We start from the raw sequence: 23496 nt of genomic DNA, 5'->3' as shown, positions 1-23496 counted from the left end.
GTATTTGATGAATAATATATGAATCGTGAATATTAAAAAGATACGATTTTTTTATATTAATAACATTTATCCATAAAAATCGCTGATTCACTAACTTGTCTGTTTGGGATTTTTCCTCTATTACATAACAATAATGCATATTATTCAATAAAACTAGTGCTTAACTTACAAAAAGACCCTATAGTTTGATTGATTTCTCCTTAATGTTTGACAAAAACAATAGGAAGAATGGATGAAAAGATACGGATGAAGTCACCCAAAGGAGCGGATAATGTCATTAAAAGATACAGATGGTGTAAGCAAACTGTCTTTATAGTATCATTATACAAAATATATGTCTGTAATTTATACTTTATAGCCTTTTAATTTCCTACTTTACTCTTTTAAATGAACGAACTGCAAAAGATAAACTGAAATAAAATAGATATAAAAAGTAATAATCAGGTATTAAAATTACGAAAGAACTGTCTTTAAGGAAGACAATAAATTGAAATATGAGAATTATGACTTTGATTGATGTCTCTGTATGCGCAGAAAATAGTGTGCACTTGAATAAGCATCGAAAAAAGCCACTCTTGGCACTGTACAAAATACAAAATGTCAAAAGTAGCTTTTTGTCAAAGTCAAAATCCGATTATATTTTATTCTTGGTATATAAACTGTCAATGATTCCATCGGACAATCCAATAGTCGGTACTGCGATTCCTGTAGCATTTACTTGATTTGCAATTTCAAGAAATATTTCGGCAGCAGGTACAATAACATCTGCACGATCCGGTTTCAATTTGAATTGTCTGATACGCTCTTCGGGTGAGAGGGCTTTCAGTGCTTCATAGGTATCACGTAGTGATTTGATAGGCAGAAATGAGGCCTTTTTATCTTTTTTATCCGCTAAACGGAAAAGCTTATTGATATTACCTCCCGAACCGATAATATTAATAGGCACATATTCCCGGGCAAGTTCTGCGAGATCAGTACGTAATGCTTCTTTTTCTTTTTCTTTTACCATACCACTAAGCATACGTACTGTGCCGATATTGTAAGACCGTGAATTTTTTAATTCACCATTGCTGATGAGATTGATTTCAGTACTACCACCGCCTACGTCTACATACAAATAATTCTGTCCGGAAATAAACATTTGTTCAATATGGTTATTATATACGGTGTGTGCTTCTTCCTGCCCGTCGATAATCTCAACGCGGATACCGGTCTTCTTGGCAATGCGTTGAGTAATTTCTTTGCCGTTGCTGGCATCACGCATGGCAGATGTGGCACAAGCACGGTAATCGACTACATCATATATTTTCATCAATTGCTTATAAGCCTTCATCAAACGGATTAATTTTTTTTCCTTTTCTTCCGAAATGACTCCTATTGTAAAAGCATCCTCACCTAGTCTCAAAGGAATACGGATGAGCTGTACTTTACTCATTAGTTCCGCAGAGTTCTCTTCATTTATACATTTCACTAACAATCGCACAGCGTTGGAACCTATGTCGATAGCTGCATAATTAACCTTCTTCATTCTGTATTCTTTTTATATTCTTTATAAAGCTCTTTCTGAGAACGGAAAAGAGATTTCTTTGTTTCATCAACTGGTTGTTCCGAAAGAGTAGGGGAAATATCTTTCCAGGGTAGATTCTCTCCACTACCGTCCACGATACGTCCTTTCGCAGTATCTTGCAAACCATAACAAATAATTTGTTTCAAGTCTGCTTGTATTTCTTTATTGTAAATAGGTACAAGTACTTCAATACGGTTATCCAAATTACGTGGCATCCAGTCCGCAGAACCGATGTAATACTTCTCTTCTCCGCCGTTAGAGAAAATAAAGATACGCGAATGCTCCAAATAACGATCGATAATTCCATTGATATATATATTTTCACTAACGTCCGGAATACCAGTTACTAAAGAACAGTTACCTCGTACTAGCAGATCAATTCGAATACCGGCAGTTGAAGCCTCATAAAGTTTTTCTATCAGCGTGCGGTCGGTTATATGATTTACCTTAGCCAGTATATAGGCATCTTTACCCTGCTTCTTATTTTTGATTTCTTTGTTGATAAGAGCTATTAGTCGTTTCCGCATATCATTCGGAGAAACCAGTAACTCACGAAAATTTACAGGAGTATAAGGTTTTTCAATAAAATTGAATACATCATTCACCTCTTTTACGATTTGCCGATGAGCTGTCATAATTGTGTAATCTGTATACATACGTGCATTTCCTTCATGGAAATTGCCTGTACTTATACAAGCAATATCTCCATGACGAGTTGCAATATGAACGAGTTTTGAGTGTATTTTCAATCCTTCCACACCAAAAATGACGTGAATACCTGCATCTTGCATTCTCTTGCTCCAATAGATATTAGAAGCTTCATCAAAACGAGCTAATAACTCGATAACTACTGTTACTTTCTTTCCGTTCTTTGCAGCACAAATCAGTGCTTTAACCACTTTCGAATCTTTAGCTAGGCGGTAAAGTGCTATTTTGATACTTTTTACTTCCTTACTGATAGCTGCTTCACGAAGTACCCGTATAAAAGAGTCGAATGAATGGAACGGATAATGTAACGAACGATCTTTATGACGGATTAGTGTTAATAAACTTTCATTACCGTTCAACTCCGGTTTGAAGATTGGAGACCAGACCGGATATTTTAAATCTTTACGATTACAGTCCGGAAATTTCATCAGGTCTTTGAAGTTATGATAACGACTACCTGCTACACGAGTATCATTTTTGTCTATATTTAGACGTGTAATCAGTTTTTTTAGCAGATCTTTGGGCATTTGTTGATCATAAACAAAACGTATCGGTTCTCCTTTTTTTCTACTTTTCACCCCTTTTGAAATCTTTTGAAGTACTCCGTTACGAAGATCACTGTCTATTTCCATCTCAGCATCTTTGGTGAATTTAAAGGTATAGGCTTCGTAATCCGTGTATTTCATACCGACAAATATCAGAGGCAAACAATAGCGAATGACATCATCCAGAAACATAAGGTAGGTTTTTCCATCTACATCCGGGAGTTGAATGAAGCGTCCGAAATCGGCAGTTGGAAGCTCAATTACTGCATAGTCTTTTTCCTTTATTTTTCCTTCCGTATCTTTTCTGATGAGACGGGTTGCCAGATAGATATTTTCGTCGTTTTGATCCTCTAGAGGACGACTGTTATTTAGAAAAACCGGATTTGTAGAGCCATTTAGTCTGCTACGATAAAAGGAACTGATAAATTCTTGTTGTTCCGGAGTCATCTCTGTTTCTTTGATGACGAAAATATTTTCCAGCTTCAGTTCCTCCATGATTTTGGCAAACGTTTCCTCAAACTGTTGATAGTATCGGTTATGTAGTTTGCCAATCTGTTTTAGAGTTTGTGAAGCTATTTCCTGTTCTTTTCGGATGTTTTTGTCGTCATATTCGATAATACGATTTAAAGTTGCTACACGTACACGAAAAAACTCATCCAAATTGTTCGAATAAATACCAAGGAAAGTCAGACGTTCCAATAAAGGGACTTCCGGGTTGGCAGCTTCGAGTAAAATGCGTTGGTTGAAATACATCCAACTGATGTCACGTTCCACATAAGGAAGTTTTTGTTTTTCGTCGTTTGATTTCATAAAGAAAGACCTTTATTATTATTTTTGCAAAAGTATCGGATGCAGATGTTATTGATATAACTTTTTTAATACGAACTTATTACAATCCGAGTTTGTTATTTTTATATATGGATAGAAACACTTATATTCGCAAAAGTATTGAAATAGACTTCGTTAAAAAATATAGAATATATGAAAACAATGAATTTTTCTCTTATTCGCATTCTATTTGCACTAGTAATAGGTTTAGTATTGGTACTTTGGCCCGATGCGGCTGCCAATTATATTGTTATTACAGTAGGAATTGCTTTTTTACTCCCCGGTGTGGTCAGTCTTATCAGCTACTTCGGACGGAAAAAACCGACAGATGGAATGTCTTTGCGTTTTCCGATTGAAGGGGTAGGCAGTTTGTTATTTGGTCTTTGGCTGATCGTGATGCCTGATTTTTTTGCTGATGTATTGATGTTTTTGTTGGGTTTCATTCTGATGATGGGTGGAATTCAACAGATCGCTTCTTTATCAATGGCACGACGTTGGATGCCGGTTCCGGGAGCCTATTATCTGCTGCCTTCGCTGATTCTTATTGCAGGAATTATTGCTTTATTCAATCCGACCGGGGTACGTAATACTGCGTTTGTTATTATCGGAATCAGTAGCTTGGTATATTCAGTTTCAGAATTGATAAATTGGTTTAAGTTTGCACGTCGTCGTCCTAAAAATCCGGTTTCACATTCAGATGACGATATTGAAGATGCCAAAATAATAGAGTGAGTATAATGAGTATAAAAAGAAGAGGACTACTTCACAGTACCCCTCCCCACAAACTTAAAACAACCAACAAAAGAAATAGATAATCTCAATTTGAATGAGGCTATATCCAAAGTGATATAACCTCATTTCTTTTTTATCTGATAAATAAGAGTTCTCGGTATTTCGGTAGTGTCCACATCTGGTTATCCACAATAAGTTCGAGCTTGTCGATGTGATAACGGATTTCTTCCAGTGCCGGGACAATCGTGTCATGATAAGCAATTGCTTTCTCACGTTCACTCTCAATCTTGTTTGCCACCTTGCGGGCTTCGATCATTGCATCCACGTGTTCTTTGATGAAAGCCGTACGGTCTGCAATCTCTTCGATCAGTTCCAGATTTTTGGAGGAAAGTTTGGCAGCTTTTTCAGCCGGGAATAGAGACTGCATTTTATATACATTATTAATTAAGTCGGTCTGATACTGAGTAGCGACCGGGATAATATGATTCATAGCCAAGTCTCCTAAAACACGTGCTTCGATTTGAATTTTTTTGGTGTACATTTCCCATTTCACCTCGTTACGTGCCTCCAGTTCTTTCTTTGTCATAACTCCGGTAGCTTCGAACATTGCAATGCTTTCCGGTTTCAGATAATTATCGAAGATGACAGGAACACTGGTTTCGCAATCCAACCCACGACGGGCTGCTTCCGCTTTCCATTCGTCACTGTAACCGTTACCGTCAAAATGAATAGGTTTACATTCTTTGATATAACCGCGGATAATTTCCAGAATGGCGGAGATTTTCGGTTCTCCTTTCTCAATCAGAGCGTCCACATCTTTTTTGAACTTATTCAGTTGGTCGGCAACTGCCGTGTTCAAAGCTATCATAGCAGAAGCGCAGTTTGCTTCGGAACCTACGGCACGAAATTCGAACCGATTCCCGGTGAAGGCGAAAGGAGAAGTACGGTTACGATCAGTGTTATCAATTAACAGTTCGGGGATTTGCGGAATATCCAGCTTCATACCCTGTTTACCGCTAAGGTTGATCAAATCGTCTTTGGTACTGTTTTCAATGTGCTCTAATACTTGAGACAACTGCTTGCCAAGGAAAGAAGAGATGATTGCGGGAGGTGCTTCGTTGGCTCCCAGGCGGTGAGCATTCGTAGCGCTGGAAATAGAAGCCTTCAATAATCCGTTGTGGTGATAAACTGCCATTAAAGTATTCACTACGAATGTAACAAAACGCAGGTTGTCTTCAGGAGTTTTGCCCGGTCCCATTAATAAGATACCCGTATCGGTACCTAGCGACCAGTTGTTGTGCTTACCGGAACCATTGACACCTTTAAACGGCTTTTCGTGCAGTAGTACACGAAAACCGTGGCGACGGCTTACCTTCCGCATTAATGACATGATAAGCAAGTTGTGATCATTTGCTAAGTTGCATTCTTCAAAGATAGGCGCCAATTCGAATTGGTTCGGAGCAACTTCATTGTGACGGGTTTTCACCGGGATACCTAGTTTCAAAGCTTCAATTTCCAGATCCTTCATAAAAGCAGCTACCCGGGTTGGAATAGCACCGAAATAATGGTCTTCCAATTGTTGATTCTTTGCGCTATCGTGTCCCATAAGAGTGCGTCCCGTCATCAATAGATCCGGGCGGGCTGCATAGAGTCCTTCGTCTACAAGGAAATATTCTTGTTCCCAGCCCAGATACGCAACCACTTTCTTTACTTCCGGATTAAAATAATGACAAACGGAAGTTGCTGCTTTATCTACGGCACGAAGTGCTTTCAATAATGGAGCCTTATAGTCAAGTGCCTCACCGGTATATGCGATAAAAACAGTCGGGATGCAAAGCGTATCATCAACAATAAATGCAGGTGATGAAGGATCCCATGCACTGTAGCCGCGAGCTTCGAATGTGTTACGAATACCACCATTGGGGAAAGAAGAAGCATCCGGTTCCTGCTGTACTAACAGTTTGCCTGTAAACTCTTCCATCATACCACCTTTCCCGTCGTGTTCGACAAAAGCGTCATGCTTTTCTGCCGTACCTTCGGTCAGTGGTGCAAACCAATGTGTATAATGGGTAGCACCCATCTCAATAGCCCATTTCTTCATACCGGCAGCTACTTCGTCAGCAATACTGCGGTCGAGTGGGGCACCGTTGTCAATTGCGTCAATCAGTGTGTTGTATACCTTGCTGGGCAGGTATTTAAACATCTTTTCTTTGTTGAAGACATACTTGCCGAAATATTCCGAAGGACGTTCGGCAGGCGTTGCTACTTCCACTGCTTTCTTTTTGAAGGCTGTTTCTACTACTCTGAATCTTAGTTTTGACATAATTACCTAATTAATTTGTTGTTAAATATATTAGAGTCCATAATCACTTTCTTTTTAAACTTCCGGGTAGGCGGTCAAACCTGCCCGGAATGATATTTGTTTCGTTGTACAAAATCTATTTTATAAGCGATCAACCGTTTTTTTAGTTATAAGCAGACTCTCCATGCTCGTAAATGTCGAGTCCTTCCTCTTCCACACGTGCCGGAACACGAAGTCCATGAATTTTATCAAGTGCTTTGAATATGATGAATCCCATACTTGCCGCCCATGCTCCGACAACCAAAGCACCGAATATTTGTGCCCCGAAGAAACCGAAACCGTGTCCGTAGAATACTCCCTCACTGATGGAGAAGAGCCCGGTCAGGATAGTTCCGAGGCATCCACATACTCCATGTACGGAAGAGGCACCTACAGGATCATCTATTTTCAGAATGCGGTCAATAAATTCGACAGAGAAGATCATTACCACGCCACAGATTGCACCGATGATAACTGCTCCTGCTGCGGAAACTGTATCACATCCTGCAGTAATACCTACCAAACCTGCTAAAATACCGTTCAACGTTAAGGAGAGTGAGGGTTTGCTATATTTTATCCAGCTCACTAACAGAGCAAAGAAGCCACCCGCACAAGCTGCGAGGTTAGTAGTCAGAAATACGTGTGAGATAGCTTCCTGATCGGCTGTCGTAGCAGCAGCCAGTTGTGAACCGGGATTAAATCCGAACCATCCGAACCATAGAATAAATACTCCGAGGGCAGCAATGGTCAAGTTGTGTCCGGGTATTGCTTTTGACTTACCGTCTTTTCCATATTTACCGATACGGGGACCCAGAACGGCGGCACCTACTAATGAAATCCAACCTCCGACAGAGTGGACAATGGTTGAACCCGCGAAATCATGGAAGGTAGTTCCGAAAAGATCCATCATGAAAGATCCTTCTTCACCATTCATCAACCAACCGCCTCCCCATGTCCAGTGACCTGAAACCGGATAAACTAATACACTGATAAAAATGGTGTAGACTAAATACATAGAAAACTTTGTACGTTCTGCCATTGCTCCTGATACAATGGTAGCAGCAGTTGCACAAAATACAGTTTGGAAAATCAGGAAACCTTCTCTAGGTAATTCGGAATCCAAAAAGGAAAGATTGAAGAAGTGAGGCATTCCAATGAATCCGCCTACTCCAAACATTAGTCCAAATCCGATGAACCAATACAAAAGAGAACCAAACATAAAGTCTACAAAGTTTTTCATTAAGATGTTTGCGGTATTTTTTGTACGGGTGAATCCTGCTTCCACAAGAGCGAATCCCGGTTGCATGAAAAATACCAGCATTGCAGCTAACAACATCCATACGGTATTCAATCCTGTTGCTAATTCTGTGATATTATCGGCTGCTGCTTCCGTAGTAGGGGAGGCTACTATGGTCTCTGTAGTCGTTTCTATTATTTCTGTACTTGTGGGGGCAATACTGTCTTGTGCGAAAGTTTCTGTTGTGAAGATCAGTGCAAAAAGCATAGCACTGGCTATACACAGCTTTATAAGGCTGCGTTTTTTATATGTATCCATAATGTAATATCTTTAGATTTGTAATACCTATTTGTTGTAATCAGAGGTACTCCGATCCTTATTGTTTATCCTGAAATTAACGTTCCTGTTCGGCATTATAAAGAGCGATATCACCTCTTTCTGCAGTCCGGATACGGATGGCATCTTCTATGGGAATGACGAAGATACGTCCGTCACCAATTTCTCCGGTTTGCGCAGCCTTGATGATCGCCTGTACGGTCTTTTCTGCATTTTTATCACGTACTACAATAGAAATCAAAATACGTTCGATGCTACTAGTATCATACACTACGCCGCGGTAGATACGTCCTTGTCTTGCTTTTCCAATACCTCTCACATCATAGTATGAGAACCATTCGATATCCGCTTCAAGAAGAGCTTCTTTCACGTCTTCAAATTTTGTTTTGCGGATAATTGCTTCAATCTTTTTCATACACCTTACTTGTTAGTGTGACTTATTCTTTTTTACTCTCTTAAAAACTTAGCCCGAATGTGAAATAGGCTCCCTCGGTACGGGGATTTACTGTTACTTTGGCAAAGGCAGGAAGGGTGAACGAGCTAGATACCTTGATGTCTTTTGCCGCACTGAGACTGACATCGGAAACACAGAAACCACTGGTGTAACCGTTATAGAAAGTCGTTTCCCAAGGTACCATACCTAAATCCACATTCCATTCAAGTCCTCCGAAAGTTAATGGAACACTGACTGCCAGATAGGAAGAATAAGCTCTTTTCCCATTTTCTTTGATGCCGTCGTTTCCTGCAAAGTTGGTATACCAATTTATAGCCAAAGGACCGAAATCATAGCCAACCTGTGCTTCGAATACATGTGCTGTAGAATAAGTTCCGTAATGAAAATATTCCCCGGAGGTAGGTATTCCTGTTTTAAAGTTGTCACCTTGATTAAACCAATAGTCGGTTACTGAGAAACTGAAACCTTCGGTCGAATATCCAAGAGTTAAATCCAGTTCTTTCGTATCGGATGACTCAATACCGACCGATCCCCAGGCTCCCAGTGAGAAGCCTTTGTAGGTGGCTGCTAAAGAAGGTTGTATGCTAACTCCGCCTAAATTCTGACCACGCCAGATATAACCACTAACCAAATCTGCTCCTACGGAAGCTTCCAATTTGTCCTGTGCCATCATTCCGGATGACGGGACAAGAGTTACAAGTATAGCCAATGCTATCACTTTCAATTTTTTGTTCATCGTCGTTTTCATTGTCTTTTTACCTTATAATAGTTAAAAAAATGTGGATGTACGGTCCATGTGTTATATAGTAGCGCGCAAAATACTATTTAAAGCCAGTTCTTGATTCTTCTCATTGCTTCTATGCAATCATTACGGTCCCCGAATGCTGTTAAGCGAATGTAGCCTTCTCCACTGGGACCGAACCCTACACCGGGAGTGCCGACTACATTGGCTTCATATAGCATTTGTTCGAAGAATCGCCAAGAAGAAACTCCGTTGGGCGTTTTTAGCCATAAATAAGGAGCGTTTACTCCTCCATACACTTTCAGACCTGTTGCTTCCAGTCCTTCTTTCATGATTTTAGCATTAGTCATGTAGTAATGTATGGTTTCTTTCACCTGTTCTTTCCCTTCTGTGCTGTAGATTGCTTCCGCAGCACGCTGGGTGATATAAGAAGTCCCGTTAAATTTTGTACATTGGCGTCGATTCCATAATCTGTTGAGTGGAATGCGGTTACCTTCTAAAGTTGCAGCAGTCAGTTCTTTTGGTACAACTGTATATCCGCAACGTACTCCCGTAAAACCTGCAGTTTTTGAGAAACTGCGGAACTCAATGGCACACTTCTTGGCTCCTTTGATTTCATAAATGGAATGGGGGACATCTGCATCTTGAATATAAGCTTCATAAGCAGCGTCAAATAAAATCAGCGTATCGTTTGCCAAAGCATAATCCACCCATTTCTTTAATTCCGGTTTAGTCAATGTAGTCCCGGTAGGATTATTCGGATAACAGAGATAAACGATGTCTATCCTTTTATCCGGGATTTCCGGAATAAAATTGTTTTCGCTTGTACAAGGCATATAAGTAACATTACTCCATTTGCCTGTCTCTTCTTCTAATATTCCGGCACGTCCACACATCACGTTACTATCAATATATACCGGATAAATAGGATCTGTTACTCCCACGCTGTTGTCATGACGAAGAATATCACCAATATTGCCAGTATCGCTTTTCGCCCCGTCATTAATGAATATTTCTGATGTTGAGAAATGGATACCTCGTGAAGTGAAATCATTTTTTATAATTGCTTCAATTAGGAACTCATAACCCTGCTCAGGACCATATCCGCGAAAGGTATCTTTGTTAGCCAGCTCATCAACTGCCTTGTGCATGGCTTCAATACAAGCTTTCGGAAGCGGTTGGGTGACATCACCGATACCTAAGCGGATGATGTCCTGTTTAGGGTGCGTTATCCTGAATGTATTAACTTTTTTCGCTATATCCGAAAATAAATAACTTCCGGGTAGTTTTAAAAAATGTTCGTTTACTAGTGCCATATTGTTATTGTTTTAAGTTTTTTCAATTTATTGTTGTTATGCCTTCAATATCAATTCTCTATTTCTCCATCGAAAACCTTAGTGGCAGGTCCGGTCATCAATATATGTCCCGAAGCTTGTTCCCATTCGATAGTGACGGTTCCCCCGTCCATTATGATTTCACATTTTCTTTCGGTTAGTCCGTTCTCAAAAGCTGCTACTGCTGTGGCGCAAGCACCGGTTCCGCAAGCTTGGGTAATGCCTGATCCTCTTTCCCACACTCTCATCCGTATTTTATCTTTGTCGATAATTTGTGCAAACTCTACATTGGTCCTGTCCGGAAAAAGAGGATAGCACTCTAATTCGGGTCCTGTTTCTGATAGATTGATTGAAGTAATATCTTCTACAAATGTTACCAAATGAGGATTTCCCATTGATATCCGGGTGGATTGCAGAGGATATTTTCCTTCTAACCGGATTCTTTCTATCTCTAGAGGAGTGCCCATATCTACGGTGACTGATGTTACTTTACCGTTTTCGATATTTAGTTTCAGAACTTTAATACCAGCCAGCGTTTCAAGAGTGATTTCAGTCTGACGGGTAAGGCCATATTCATATACATATTTGCCTACACAACGACTTCCATTACCACACATCATCGCTTCCGAACCGTCTGCATTGAATATGCGCATACTGAAATCTGCTATTTCTGAAGTTCCAATCAATATAAGTCCGTCGCTGCCGATTCCCGTATGATATTTACTCCATTCGATTGCTTTCCTTTCGGGAGTCACTATCGGATACTTGGTAACATCTACATATATATAATCATTACCCGTTCCATGCATCTTGGTGAATCTTATTTTATTTATCATTTCGCTTTTTAATAACTGGTTGTTCTTTCTTTTTGTTTTATTTTAATGCAAAGATATGACTTTTTGATTTATCTTTTTGTTAAAAGTGTGTCTAATATCTATTTGTTTTTTATTCAACTTTCATTTGATATAAATATGGGTATGAATAGTGTTAAATTATAACTATATAGATATTAATAATAGTATATTGTTATTTTTGGGAAGGATACTGCATATCTTTTCATTAAATATGAAGAATGAATAGAGTAAAATAGACTCTGTTTTTGAAGAACTTTTTCTACTGATCTGTTGTTTTAATCACTACTTATAATTAATAAATAATAGAGATGGACATAAAGAAGCAATTAGAAATAGAAGCAAAAGGTGACCATTTGGTTTTAGTCGTTTTTTATGCGGATTGGACTCCTCATTATGAATGGATTGGTCCGATACTGCGAACGTATGAAAAAAGAACGGTTGATTTGATAAAGGTGAATACGGAAGAGAATCAAGATATAGCTGACTTACATAATGTAGAGACAGTTCCGGCTTTTATTCTGTTACATGGGGGACATGAGCTTTGGAGACAGGTAGGTGAGCTGACTGTAGATGAGTTGAAAGAGGTATTGGATGATTTCAGGTAAATCGAAAGGGGTAAAAAGATTGTAAAGCCTTCATTTCCGAATTACAAATTCCGGAATGAAGGCTTATACTTAGTAGGGATATCATTATTTAATTAGCTCTTGCAAAACAACAGGTTCATTCGTTGTGATGAAATCTGCCTTTTGGTCTATGAGCCATTTCATATCTTCTTCTTTATCAATGGTCCATGAATTGACTTTCATCCCCAGATCATGGCATTCTTTGATCCATTCCGGATGTTTCTTGAACACCCCGAGATGATAATCAGGTCCTGCGCATCCAAGCGCTTTCAGTTCTTGAGGTGATAAATCTCCATTTAAATAAAAAACGGGAGTTCCTGTCGGTGCCAGCCGAATAAACTCTTTGATAGCATGCAGAGAAAAAGAGATATATTCCATGCGTTTCTCCAACCCCAACTGTTTAACCAGAGCTATAATTTCTCCCACAGCTTTTGTTTCGCGTTTTTTACTATTGTGCTCTTTTAGTTCCAAAATGAGCTGTGTCGTTCCTTTTTGAGCCGCTTTCAGATATTGTTCCAGCGAAGGCAGTTTTTCACCGTTAGAGAGTCTTAGACCAGTCAATACATCTCCTTTAGAATATTCCATTGCTTTCATCTTGTACATCGGATCATGATTGACTACTAATTTATTGTCTTTAGTCATCCATACATCAAATTCTGAACCGTAACATCCTATTGAATCTGCTTTTTGGAGCGAAGTGATACTATTTTGTGCCGAACCCGGAGTTTTCCAGAAACCTCGGTGAGCAATGACTTGTGTTTGAGCTTGCACATAGCAAGCAGAGACTACTAAAGCAGAGACCATCAATATTTTTATTAACTTCATTTTCTTATGATTTCAAATAGTTTTATGTGCTAGAATTAACCTAGGCTTCAAATTTATAAAAAAGAAAGCGCAAATTAGCTAATAAGAGTGCTAATCTGCGTTAATCGATGCAGAGGATTTGTTTCATACGCTGAATTTCGTTCTTATTATAGGATATTTTATTTCATCTATATGAAAGTTATGGTGTCTATTTAGTTCGAAATAGGTAAATGCTTACATAAAAAACGAAAGAACAATAGGGTATATGTATATAGGATACATATACTTTTTCAGCTAAATTCATTGTATTTCAGAAGTTAAATACATGAATGTCTTTGTGGTGAGGGTGTCGGAACGACATAAAGTGAGGGCAAACATTTGCTCTCACCTTGCTACCACTGGATCTCTAATAGCTGAAACAATGATGAATAGGGGAGTGTATAGAGAAAGTGAGAGCGTGAGAGCAAATTGAATATAAATTGTGTAAATAGTGTTTAGTCAGCATATGCTTCTTCATGTACTCCCTTTACTGCCCTTCCGCTCGGATCATTCAGGTGTTGAAAGGCAACATCCCAAGCCAATGCTTCCGCTGTGGAACATGCCACACTGGGAACACTGGGCACACTGCGTGCAGCGCTTTCACTAGGGAAATGTTCTTCAAAGATACTACGATAATAGTATTCTTCTTTATTCATCGGGGTATTGATCGGAAAGCGTTCGGCAGCATGTTCCATTTGTTCGTCACTGACCGTAGCGGCTGTTACTTCCTTTAGCGTATCAATCCATGAATAACCTACACCGTCACTGAATTGTTCTTTTTGGCGCCATGCTACACTGGTCGGTAACATGTCTTCAAAAGCTTCGCGCACTATTCGTTTTTCAATTTCTTTTCCCGGACACATTTTGGCTTTAGGATTCAATCGCATGGCTACATCCAGGAATTCTTTGTCCAGAAAGGGAACGCGTCCTTCTACACCCCATGCTGCCAGGCTTTTATTTGCACGAAGGCAATCATACAAATGAAGTTTGCTTAATTTACGAACGGTTTCTTCGTGAAAAGCTTGTGGGGAAGGAGCTTTATGAAAATAAAGATATCCACCGAATACCTCATCGGCACCTTCACCGCTCAGCACCATTTTGATTCCCATCGATTTAATAACACGTGCTAATAAATACATCGGTGTGGAAGCTCTGACAGTGGTTACATCATAGGTCTCGATAAAATAAATAACATCCCGAATAGCATCCAGCCCTTCCTGAATGGTATAATTGATTTCGTGATGTACGGTTCCGATATATTTTGCCACTTCGCGGGCCTTGATCAAGTCGGGCGCACCTTTCAGTCCGACGGCAAAGGAGTGGAGTTGAGGCCACCAAGCATCGCTGGCACCATCCGTTTCTATACGTTTGGCTGCATATTTCTTGGCAATAGCAGAAATAACGGAACTGTCTAAACCACCGGAAAGTAGTACGCCATATGGCACATCACTCATTAACTGTCGTTGTACAGCGTCTTCCAGTGCCTTTTTTACATCACTTACTTTTGCATCATTATCTTTTACTGCATTGTATTCCGTCCAGTTACGGGTATACCAGCGTTTCATTTCTCCCTCTTTACTATAAAAGTAGTGTCCGGGAAGAAAAGGCTCATATTTATCACAAAATCCTTCTAATGCCTTGAGCTCACTTCCAAAATAAATTCTTCCCTCTTTATCCTTACCTATATAAAGAGGAATGACACCGATAGGATCCCGTGCAATGAGAAATTCATCTTTTTCCTCGTCATAAAGGACAAATGCGAAAATGCCGTTCAGCTCTTCCAGAAAATGAATCCCTTTCTCTTTATAGAGAGCTAGGATCACTTCGCAGTCACTACCGGTTTGAAAGTGATATTGACCTGTATATCGGGTACGGATCTCACGATGATTGTAGATTTCACCGTTTACAGCGAGCACTTGTTTTCGATTGGGTGAGAACAAAGGCTGTCCTCCGCTTTCCGGATCTACGATCGAGAGCCGTTCATGAGCCAAGATGGCACTTCCACCTACATAAATGCCACTCCAATCCGGTCCGCGATGACGAATTTTCTGAGCCATTTTCAGTACTTTGTTTCTCAGTTCTCTAGATTGAGATTTTATGTTGAGTATACCAGCTATTCCACACATAACTTTTGCTTTTGAAGGTTGATGAAAAACTTTGATTATTATATTGAGACAGAATTTATTTACTCAAATAGGCATCGATTTCCGTAGCGGCTTTCCGCCCTTCTGCCATGGCACGTACTACCAGACTGGCGCCTGTAGCTGCATCTCCTGCAAAAAATACGTTTTTCGCAGGTTGAGGATGTTCAGGTTTCAGGAATCCCATGGCAAGTAAAACCATATCGGCTTCGATGATTTCTTTTTTACCTGTCGGTTTCATGGTTGGTCTGTCACCGTTTGGTGAGGGTATCCATTCCACCTCTTCGACTTCTACTCCCGCCACTTTGCCGTTCTTTCCGATGAATTGGTGGGAAGCCAGACACCATCGTCGGATACAACCTTCCTCATGACTGGAGGTCGTTTTAAAAACGATAGGCCATTGTGGCCATGGAGTAGAAGGATTGTATCCGACAGGCGGTTGAGACATGATTTCAATCTGTGTGACACTTGTCGCTCCCTGACGAATACTGGTTCCGATGCAGTCGGACCCCGTATCTCCGCCACCGATGACCAGAACTTTTTTCCCTTTTGCATTGACTGTTTTATCTTTAGGGAAGTTTTGACCGGCCAGTATACGATTCTGTTGTGAGAGCATTTCGAGCGCGAAATAAATACCTTTCAATTCTCTGCCCGGAATATTAAGGTCACGTGCTGTCGGAGTTCCGGTACAGAAACAATATGCGTCAAAACCTTCGGGTAAATGATTGACATCGATCTCTGTGCCGAATTTGAACTGAATGCCTTCTGCTGTCAGAATCCTTATTCGACGATCTATCACGTTTTTGTCCAGTTTGAAATTTGGAATGCCAAAACGTAACAGTCCTCCGGCAGCTTCGTCCTTATCAAATAAGGTAATCGTATACCCTTTCAGGTTTAACTGATTGGCAACAACCAAGCCGGCAGGACCGGCACCGATCACCGCAACCTTCTTGCCATTTCTTTTAGGTGACTTTACTTGTATGTACCCTTCCCGGAAAGCTGCTTCCACAATTGCCGCTTCATTTTCACGAATGGTAACCGGCTGATTGCATGATAGTTTTAGCACACATGACTTTTCACAGAGCGCCGGACAGATACGTCCTGTAAATTCGGGAAAGTCACAAGTGGATGATAATACTTCATAAGCCTCTTTCCATTTTCCTTTATAGAGTGCATCTTGCCATTCAGGCTGCTTGTTGCCTAACGGACATGCCCAATGGCAGAAAGGTACACCACAATCCATACAGCGTGATGCTTGCAGTTTGCGGCTGTTCGTGTTTAACGTTTGTTCTACTTGACTGAAATCTGTGATTCGCTCGCTTACAGGACGGTATCCTGCTTCTTGGCGGGGTATATTTAAAAATGCTTTAGGATCTCCCATATTACTTTCTAACTTAATTATCAATAGACATTAATGTCGGTTAATAGTCTCTTTGCATATCTGCTATTTTTTGCTGTAACTTTTTCATCTGTTCTTCCTGTAATACCTTCTTGTATTCGATTGGCACTACTTGGATAAATTCATCTGCATAATGATTCCAGTCATCCAACATTGTACGTGCCAGTTTAGAACCTGTATACAGATAGTGTTGACGAATCAGTTCATGGAGTTCTTTTCGGTAACTGGCTTCCTCGATTAGTGATAGTTCCACCATTTCCATGTTGCAGAAATAATCGAAGTTACCATCCTTATTCCATACATAAGCAACACCTCCACTCATTCCGGCTGCGAAATTACGTCCTGTCTGACCGAGTACTACGACACGTCCTCCTGTCATATACTCACAGCAATGATCGCCTACACCCTCTACTACAGCAATTGCTCCGGAGTTACGGACTGCAAAACGTTCACCTACCCGTCCGTTAATATATACTTCTCCACTTGTTGCACCATAAAGTAGCGTGTTACCTGCAATGGTGTTTCTTTCAGCTTCAAAGTTACTGCGGATGGGAGGAAGTACAGCTATACGACCGCCACTCAGACCTTTACCCAAATAATCATTGGCTTCTCCTTCTAACTTGAAATTAACTCCCGGAACAAGGAAGGCACCGAACGACTGGCCGGCAGCTCCTTTGAACTTGATGTTCAGTGTATGTTCCGGTAATCCTCTTTCTCCATATTTTCCGGCAATAACTCCAGAAAGCATGGCACCTATGGCCCGGTCTGTATTGGCAATCGTATATTCCAAAGAAACTTCTTTTTCATGTTCGATTGCTTCTTGTGCCGCATCTATGATAGTGACGTCTTTTACAGAAGAAACTCCGTGCTCCTGATTGATGACATGGCGGATAGCCGCACTATTGTCTATACGTGCCAGCATTTTTGTAAAATCGATTAACTCGTGTTTCGGGTTTAGATCATCTTTCATTGATTTACGTTGAATTAAATCCGTACGTCCGATGATATCGTCTAAGCGAGTAAAGCCCATTTCTGCCAGATATTCACGTACTTCTTGTGCCAGGAAAGTAAAGAAGTTGATCAGGTATTCGCTGCGTCCATGAAAGCGTTGGCGTAGTTCCGGGTTCTGAGTGGCAACTCCTACCGGACAGGTATTTTGATGACATTTACGCATCATGACACATCCCAATACGATCAGTGCGGAAGTAGCAAACCCATATTCTTCAGCTCCCATCAGTGCCATAAGGATAATGTCACGTCCGGTTTTCAACTGTCCGTCAGCTTGTAGAATGACCTGCCCGCGCAATCCGTTCAGAACCAATGTCTGTTGGGTTTCACTCAATCCCAATTCAGGAGATATTCCTGCATACCTGATAGATGATGCCGGAGAAGCTCCCGTACCGCCTTCGGCACCTGAGATTACAATTAGGTCGGCTTTTGCTTTTGCCACTCCTGCTGCGATGGTTCCTACGCCACTTTCCGCTACTAATTTCACACTGATTTTGGCCTTTGGATTTACGTTTTTCAAGTCGAAGATCAATTGTGCCAGATCTTCGATAGAATAAATGTCGTGGTGAGGAGGAGGAGAGATCAGTGAAATACCCGGTATGGAATGACGGGTTTTGGCTATCACATCATCTACCTTAAATCCGGGAAGTTGTCCGCCTTCACCGGGCTTGGCTCCTTGAGCTATTTTTATTTGTATTTCATCTGCATTGACCAAATATTCAGTTGTTACTCCGAAACGACCGGATGCTACTTGTTTAATAGAACTTCTCAGAGAGCTCCCGTCTGGTAAAGGCTGGAAACGAGAAGAATCTTCTCCGCCTTCACCGGTATTACTCCGTCCGTTAATCTTGTTCATAGCAATAGCCATCGCTTCGTGTGCCTCTTTACTGATCGCTCCAAATGACATTGCTCCGGTAACGAAACGATGCAGTATATTTTCTGCTGGTTCTACCAAGTCAATGGAAATGGGGTTGCGACGGAAATCAAGGAAGTCGCGTAGGAAGATGGGAGTTGCCTTGTCATCGACTAAATGAGTGTATTCTTTGAACTTTTTGTAACTTCCCAAACGCGTAGCAAGTTGCAGAGTACTGATCGTTTCTGGATTCCATGCATGTTTTTCTCCGTCTTTACGGAAAGAATACAACCCTTTGTTCGGCAATAAGCCGGTGATTTCTTCTTTTGCCAAAAAGCCTTCATCATGGAAGGTTATTGCGTCCTTTGCAATTTCTTCTAGCCGGATACCGCTGATAGGAGAACTGATTCCTCCGAAATAAGCTTTACTTAATTCTGCACTTAATCCGATGGCTTCAAAGATTTTGGCTCCCCGATAAGAACGGATAGTGGATATTCCCATTTTACTCATGATCTTGAATAAGCCTTTGCAGATAGACTTTATATAGTTTTTCTCAGCAGTAGCGTAATCCAGCTGGATATCTTTATCTTTTACCAACTGATCTAAGATTGCAAACGCCATGTATGGATTCAAGGCACTGGCTCCAAAACCTAATAGCAAAGCCGCGTGCATGACTTCACGAATTTCTCCGCTTTCTACAATCAGTGCGGTTTGTACCCGCTTTCCTACAGAAATAAGATGATGATGAACAGCACTCACTGCAAGTAGGGAGGGAATAGCGGCATGTGTAGTGTCTACTTCACGATCTGTCAAGACAATATAATTAACTCCTTCCGTAACGGATGCTTCCGCCATTTTGCAAAGTTCATTCAGGGACTCCTGTAATCCGGCTTTTCCTTTGGCTACTTCAAACAACATAGGTAATTTCACTGTTTTGAAACCTTTGTAGCGAATGTTGCAAAGAATGTCCAATTGCGTATTACTTAAAATCGGATGGTTCAGACGTACCATCTTGCAGTGGCTTTCGTTGGGAGTGAGAATGTTCATTCCCACAGCTCCGATATATTCTGTGAGTGACATTACCAACTCCTCACGAATCGGATCAATTGGAGGATTGGTTACTTGAGCGAACTGTTGGCGGAAATAGTTATAAAAAAGTTGTGGCTTGTCGGAAAGTACTGCTAACGGCGTATCGTTACCCATAGAGTTTACAGGCTCTGCTCCTGTACTGGCCATCGGTATGATTAACCGTTCGATATCTTCTTTAGAGTATCCGAAGGTACGAAGCATTTGGTTATAGTTTTCTATATGGTGAGGCACTTTACGTCCACTTTTCAGCTCATCCAACTCAATACGGTTGTTTGCCAGCCACGTACGATAAGGTCTGGCTTCTGCCAGTTGTCTTTTCAACTCGCCATCGTAATAGATTTCTCCCTTTTCCGTGTCTACCAACAATATTTTCCCGGGTTGAAGACGACCTTTTTCTTTGATATCTCCCGGCTCGAAATCCATAACTCCTACTTCAGAAGCTACTACCATCATGTCGTTCTTGGTGATTAGGTAACGTGCCGGTCGCAAACCGTTACGGTCGAGCATACCACCGGCAAACCGCCCGTCACTGAACAATAAAGCAGCCGGTCCGTCCCAAGGTTCCATGAGGATGGAATGATACTCGTAAAACGCTTTTAGATCTTCACTGATCGGATTCTTTTCATTGAAAGACTCCGGAACCAACATTGCCATAGCATGAGGTAAGCTTAATCCGGACATTACCAGAAATTCAAGTACATTATCCAGAGATGCACTATCACTCATTCCCAGTTGGATAATGGGTTTTATCTCTTTAATGTCTCCTAATGTCGGAGTGGAAAGTACACTTTCACGTGCTTCCATCCATCCGCGATTACCGCGGATAGTATTGATCTCTCCATTGTGGGCGAGTAGGCGGAAGGGTTGCGCCAAACCCCAGGTTGGGAAGGTATTGGTGCTGAAACGTGAATGCACCAATGCCAGGCCACTGGTAAAATAAGTGTTTGTCAGATCGGGAAAGTAATTGCGTAGTTGCAATGATGAAAGCATTCCTTTATATATAATGCTTTTTGTTGAAAGTGAAACGACATAAAAGTTCTCTTTTCCAGGAATTGCTGACAATCTGATTTTATTTTCAATCCTTTTTCGGATTAAATATAGTTTGCGGTCTGCAGTCTCGGTTTCTGTAAATCCGGTAATAAATGCTTGTTTGATGTCTGGTTCATTTGCAAGAGCCGACTCACCTAGAATTTCCGGGCAAGTAGGTACATTACGCAGATGCATCAATGTAAGTCCTTCTTTTTCGATCTCTTCGATAATGATACTTAAAATACAGGCCTGATCTTTCTCATTTTTAGGCAGAAAGAGTAATCCGGTACCGTAACGTCCTTTCTCGGGGACGGGAATACCTTGTAATAATATAAATTCATGTGGAATTTGCAGCATAATACCTGCACCGTCCCCTGTTTTGTTATCCGCACCTTCAGCACCACGATGACGCATGTTCTCTAATACTTTTAATGCCGACTCAACAATGTCGTGTGACTTTTCTCCATGAATATTTACCAACATACCGACACCACAGGCGTCATGTTCATATGCTGAGTCATAGAGACTCGCCTGTTGAAGCTGTCGTTGGTAAATGAATCCTTTTGTTTCGTTGTTAAAAAGCTCTTTTTTCTTCATCTTTTCTAGCTTTATTGTATGATAATACCTGTTTGTTGTATCAAAATGTTCTGCAAAATTAATAATTTAATTTCATAATGATATTATTTTTCGGTTTTTGTGTGACACTAAATCAGGAAGCTTGCTTTTATTCTTTTAATTTGTAATCAGAATACTTTAATTTAGTTTTAAATTGATAGTAACCGAATAGTTATTTGAATGTGATTGTAATTTGTTTCTTTTTGAGATAAAAATAATATATTATTTAACTTTTTGATGTGTTTGCAACTTTTTTATGTGCTTATGTCAAATAAATATAGAAATAGTTGTCTTTATGTTATTTAAAATATGTATCTTTGCACACGAAATAAAAACATCATAATATATGTGTGGAATCGTAGGCTATATTGGCAAAAAAAAAGCCTACCCCATCCTTATAAAGGGACTGAAGCGATTGGAGTATCGAGGATATGATAGCGCGGGGGTAGCATTGATCAGTGATAACCAACAATTAAAGGTGTATAAGACGAAAGGTAAAGTCTCAGAGCTGGAAAATTTCGTCGCTCAGAAAGATATTTCCGGTACAGTCGGAATCGCCCATACCCGTTGGGCCACTCACGGGGAACCTTGTTCCGCTAACGCTCACCCTCATTACTCTTCTTCTGAAAAACTCGCTCTCATTCATAACGGCATTATTGAAAATTACGCTGTTCTCAAAGAAAAACTTCAAGCCAAAGGCTATACTTTCAAAAGTAGTACTGATACAGAGGTACTTGTTCAATTAATCGAATATATTAAAGTAACCAACAAAGTTAATTTGCTTGCGGCCGTTCAGTTGGCATTGGGTGAAGTGATTGGAGCGTATGCTATTGCTATTCTTGATAAAGAACATCCCGACGAGATCATAGCTGCTCGTAAGAGTAGTCCACTAGTAGTTGGAATTGGTGAAGATGAGTTTTTTCTGGCTTCAGACGCTACTCCGATAGTGGAATATACGGATAAGGTTGTTTATTTGGAAGACGGAGAAATAGCTGTCATTCATCCGGGGAAAGAACTGAAAGTCGTTGATTTGAATAATGTGGAAACAACTCCTGAAATAACGAAGGTAGAGCTAAATCTCGGACAGTTGGAGAAAGGAGGATATCCGCATTTTATGCTGAAAGAAATTTTCGAGCAGCCGGATTGTATTCGTGATTGTATGCGTGGGCGTATCAATGTAGAAGCGAATAATGTAGTACTATCAGCAATTATCGATTATAAAGAGCATTTGCTGAATGCAAAGCGATTTATAATTGTTGCTTGTGGTACTTCTTGGCATGCGGGATTGATCGGCAAGCATTTGATTGAAAGTTTCTGCCGCATTCCGGTAGAAGTAGAATATGCTTCTGAATTTCGTTATCGAGATCCGGTGATTGATGAACACGATGTAGTGATTGCTCTTTCGCAAAGTGGTGAAACAGCGGATACGCTTGCAGCCGTTGATTTGGCAAAAAGCCGCGGAGCATTTATATATGGTATATGTAATGCTATTGGCTCTTCTATACCTCGTGCTACCTACACAGGCTCTTATATCCATGTCGGCCCGGAAATTGGGGTAGCTTCTACCAAAGCATTTACCGGTCAGGTTACGGTATTGGTTATGTTGGCTTTGACACTTGCTAAAGAGAAAGGTACGATTGGCGAAGAACAATATTTGACTATCGTAAAGGAATTGAGTCATATTCCTGAGAAAATGAAAGAAGTCTTGAAACTGAATGATACATTGGCTGAATTATCGAAGACTTTCACCTATGCTCATAATTTTATCTATCTGGGACGCGGATATAGTTATCCTGTAGCTCTTGAAGGTGCATTGAAATTGAAGGAAATTTCGTATATTCATGCCGAAGGCTATCCGGCTGCGGAAATGAAACATGGTCCCATTGCTCTGATTGATGCAGAAATGCCGGTAGTGGTGATCGCTACTCAAAATGGACTTTATGAGAAAGTGTTGAGTAATATTCAGGAAATTAAAGCTCGTAAAGGAAAGGTAATTGCATTTGTGACTAAGGGAGATACGGTAATCAGTAAAATAGCAGATTGTAGTATCGAACTTCCTGAAACAATCGAGTGCCTTGACCCGTTAATAACTACGGTACCTCTTCAATTACTCGCATACCACATTGCGGTATGTAAGGGAATGGATGTAGATCAGCCACGAAATTTGGCCAAGTCGGTAACAGTAGAATAAGAATCTGGTAATTTATAAATTACAAAT

General features: G+C 40.5%; 15 protein-coding genes. 3 read left to right on the top strand and 12 right to left on the bottom strand.

Features of this window, described 5'->3' with window-relative positions:
- Window positions 1–634: 634 nt before the first annotated feature.
- The gene (locus tag EJF25_RS03750; RefSeq protein ID WP_125040112.1) at window positions 635–1528 is read right to left on the bottom strand and encodes a Ppx/GppA phosphatase family protein; all 894 of its coding nucleotides are present in this window, start codon (window positions 1526–1528) and stop codon (window positions 635–637) included.
- Complete coding sequence (locus EJF25_RS03745; protein ID WP_125040111.1) at window positions 1525–3630, bottom strand: RNA degradosome polyphosphate kinase; 2106 nt, start codon at window positions 3628–3630, stop codon at window positions 1525–1527. The genes EJF25_RS03750 and EJF25_RS03745 overlap by 4 nt, the downstream gene beginning before the upstream one ends.
- Window positions 3631–3801: 171 nt before the next feature.
- Here EJF25_RS03745 and EJF25_RS03740 point away from each other — a divergent pair, with 171 nt between their 5' ends.
- Window positions 3802–4380, top strand: a complete 579-nt coding sequence (locus EJF25_RS03740) for an HdeD family acid-resistance protein (RefSeq protein WP_125040110.1) — start codon at window positions 3802–3804, stop codon at window positions 4378–4380.
- A gap of 133 nt (window positions 4381–4513) precedes the next feature.
- Here the strand turns inward: EJF25_RS03740 and EJF25_RS03735 are convergent, their stop codons facing one another.
- The 6 genes from EJF25_RS03735 to dapF all read right to left on the bottom strand — a co-directional run bounded on the left by EJF25_RS03735 (window position 4514) and on the right by dapF (window position 11660).
- Window positions 4514–6703 (bottom strand): glutamine synthetase III family protein, encoded by a 2190-nt coding sequence (locus EJF25_RS03735; protein ID WP_125040109.1) that lies wholly within the window; start codon window positions 6701–6703, stop codon window positions 4514–4516.
- Between the two features lie 142 nt (window positions 6704–6845).
- Complete coding sequence (locus EJF25_RS03730; RefSeq protein WP_125040108.1) at window positions 6846–8276, bottom strand: ammonium transporter; 1431 nt, start codon at window positions 8274–8276, stop codon at window positions 6846–6848.
- Between the two features lie 76 nt (window positions 8277–8352).
- Window positions 8353–8709 carry a P-II family nitrogen regulator gene (locus tag EJF25_RS03725; protein ID WP_077153904.1) on the bottom strand — a complete coding sequence of 119 codons (357 nt, stop codon included), beginning with the start codon at window positions 8707–8709 and terminating at the stop codon, window positions 8353–8355.
- A gap of 40 nt (window positions 8710–8749) precedes the next feature.
- A complete protein-coding gene (locus tag EJF25_RS03720; protein ID WP_125040107.1) occupies window positions 8750–9496 on the bottom strand; it encodes a hypothetical protein in 747 nt (248 codons plus the stop codon).
- A 77-nt stretch (window positions 9497–9573) separates the two neighbouring features.
- Window positions 9574–10806, bottom strand: a complete 1233-nt coding sequence (locus tag EJF25_RS03715; protein ID WP_125040106.1) for an LL-diaminopimelate aminotransferase — start codon at window positions 10804–10806, stop codon at window positions 9574–9576.
- 50 nt (window positions 10807–10856) lie between these two features.
- On the bottom strand, window positions 10857–11660 hold the full coding sequence (dapF, locus tag EJF25_RS03710) for a diaminopimelate epimerase (RefSeq protein WP_125040105.1): 804 nt from the start codon (window positions 11658–11660) through the stop codon (window positions 10857–10859).
- Window positions 11661–11986: 326 nt separating this feature from the next.
- On the opposite strand from dapF, the gene EJF25_RS03705 reads away from it, so the two are divergent.
- Window positions 11987–12283, top strand: a complete 297-nt coding sequence (locus EJF25_RS03705) for a thioredoxin family protein (protein ID WP_125040104.1) — start codon at window positions 11987–11989, stop codon at window positions 12281–12283.
- An 84-nt stretch (window positions 12284–12367) separates the two neighbouring features.
- Here EJF25_RS03705 and EJF25_RS03700 read toward each other — a convergent pair whose 3' ends face one another.
- From EJF25_RS03700 to gltB, 4 genes are all read right to left on the bottom strand, one after another.
- Window positions 12368–13126, bottom strand: coding sequence for a glycerophosphodiester phosphodiesterase family protein (locus tag EJF25_RS03700; protein ID WP_125040103.1), 759 nt, complete (start codon window positions 13124–13126; stop codon window positions 12368–12370).
- Window positions 13127–13599: 473 nt separating this feature from the next.
- On the bottom strand, window positions 13600–15270 hold the full coding sequence (gene asnB, locus EJF25_RS03695) for an asparagine synthase B (protein WP_125040102.1): 1671 nt from the start codon (window positions 15268–15270) through the stop codon (window positions 13600–13602).
- A gap of 55 nt (window positions 15271–15325) precedes the next feature.
- A complete protein-coding gene (locus EJF25_RS03690) occupies window positions 15326–16666 on the bottom strand; it encodes a glutamate synthase subunit beta (RefSeq protein ID WP_125040101.1) in 1341 nt (446 codons plus the stop codon).
- 40 nt (window positions 16667–16706) lie between these two features.
- Complete coding sequence (gltB, locus tag EJF25_RS03685; RefSeq protein WP_125040100.1) at window positions 16707–21260, bottom strand: glutamate synthase large subunit; 4554 nt, start codon at window positions 21258–21260, stop codon at window positions 16707–16709.
- A 364-nt stretch (window positions 21261–21624) separates the two neighbouring features.
- Between gltB and glmS the strand changes: the two genes are divergently transcribed.
- Window positions 21625–23469 carry a glutamine--fructose-6-phosphate transaminase (isomerizing) gene (glmS, locus tag EJF25_RS03680; protein ID WP_125040099.1) on the top strand — a complete coding sequence of 615 codons (1845 nt, stop codon included), beginning with the start codon at window positions 21625–21627 and terminating at the stop codon, window positions 23467–23469.
- The last annotated feature ends 27 nt before the right edge of the window (window positions 23470–23496 follow it).

This window comes from Bacteroides faecalis (genome assembly GCF_003865075.1).
Lineage (GTDB): Bacteria > Bacteroidota > Bacteroidia > Bacteroidales > Bacteroidaceae > Bacteroides > Bacteroides faecalis.
This window is presented reverse-complemented; position numbering and strand designations above follow the sequence as displayed.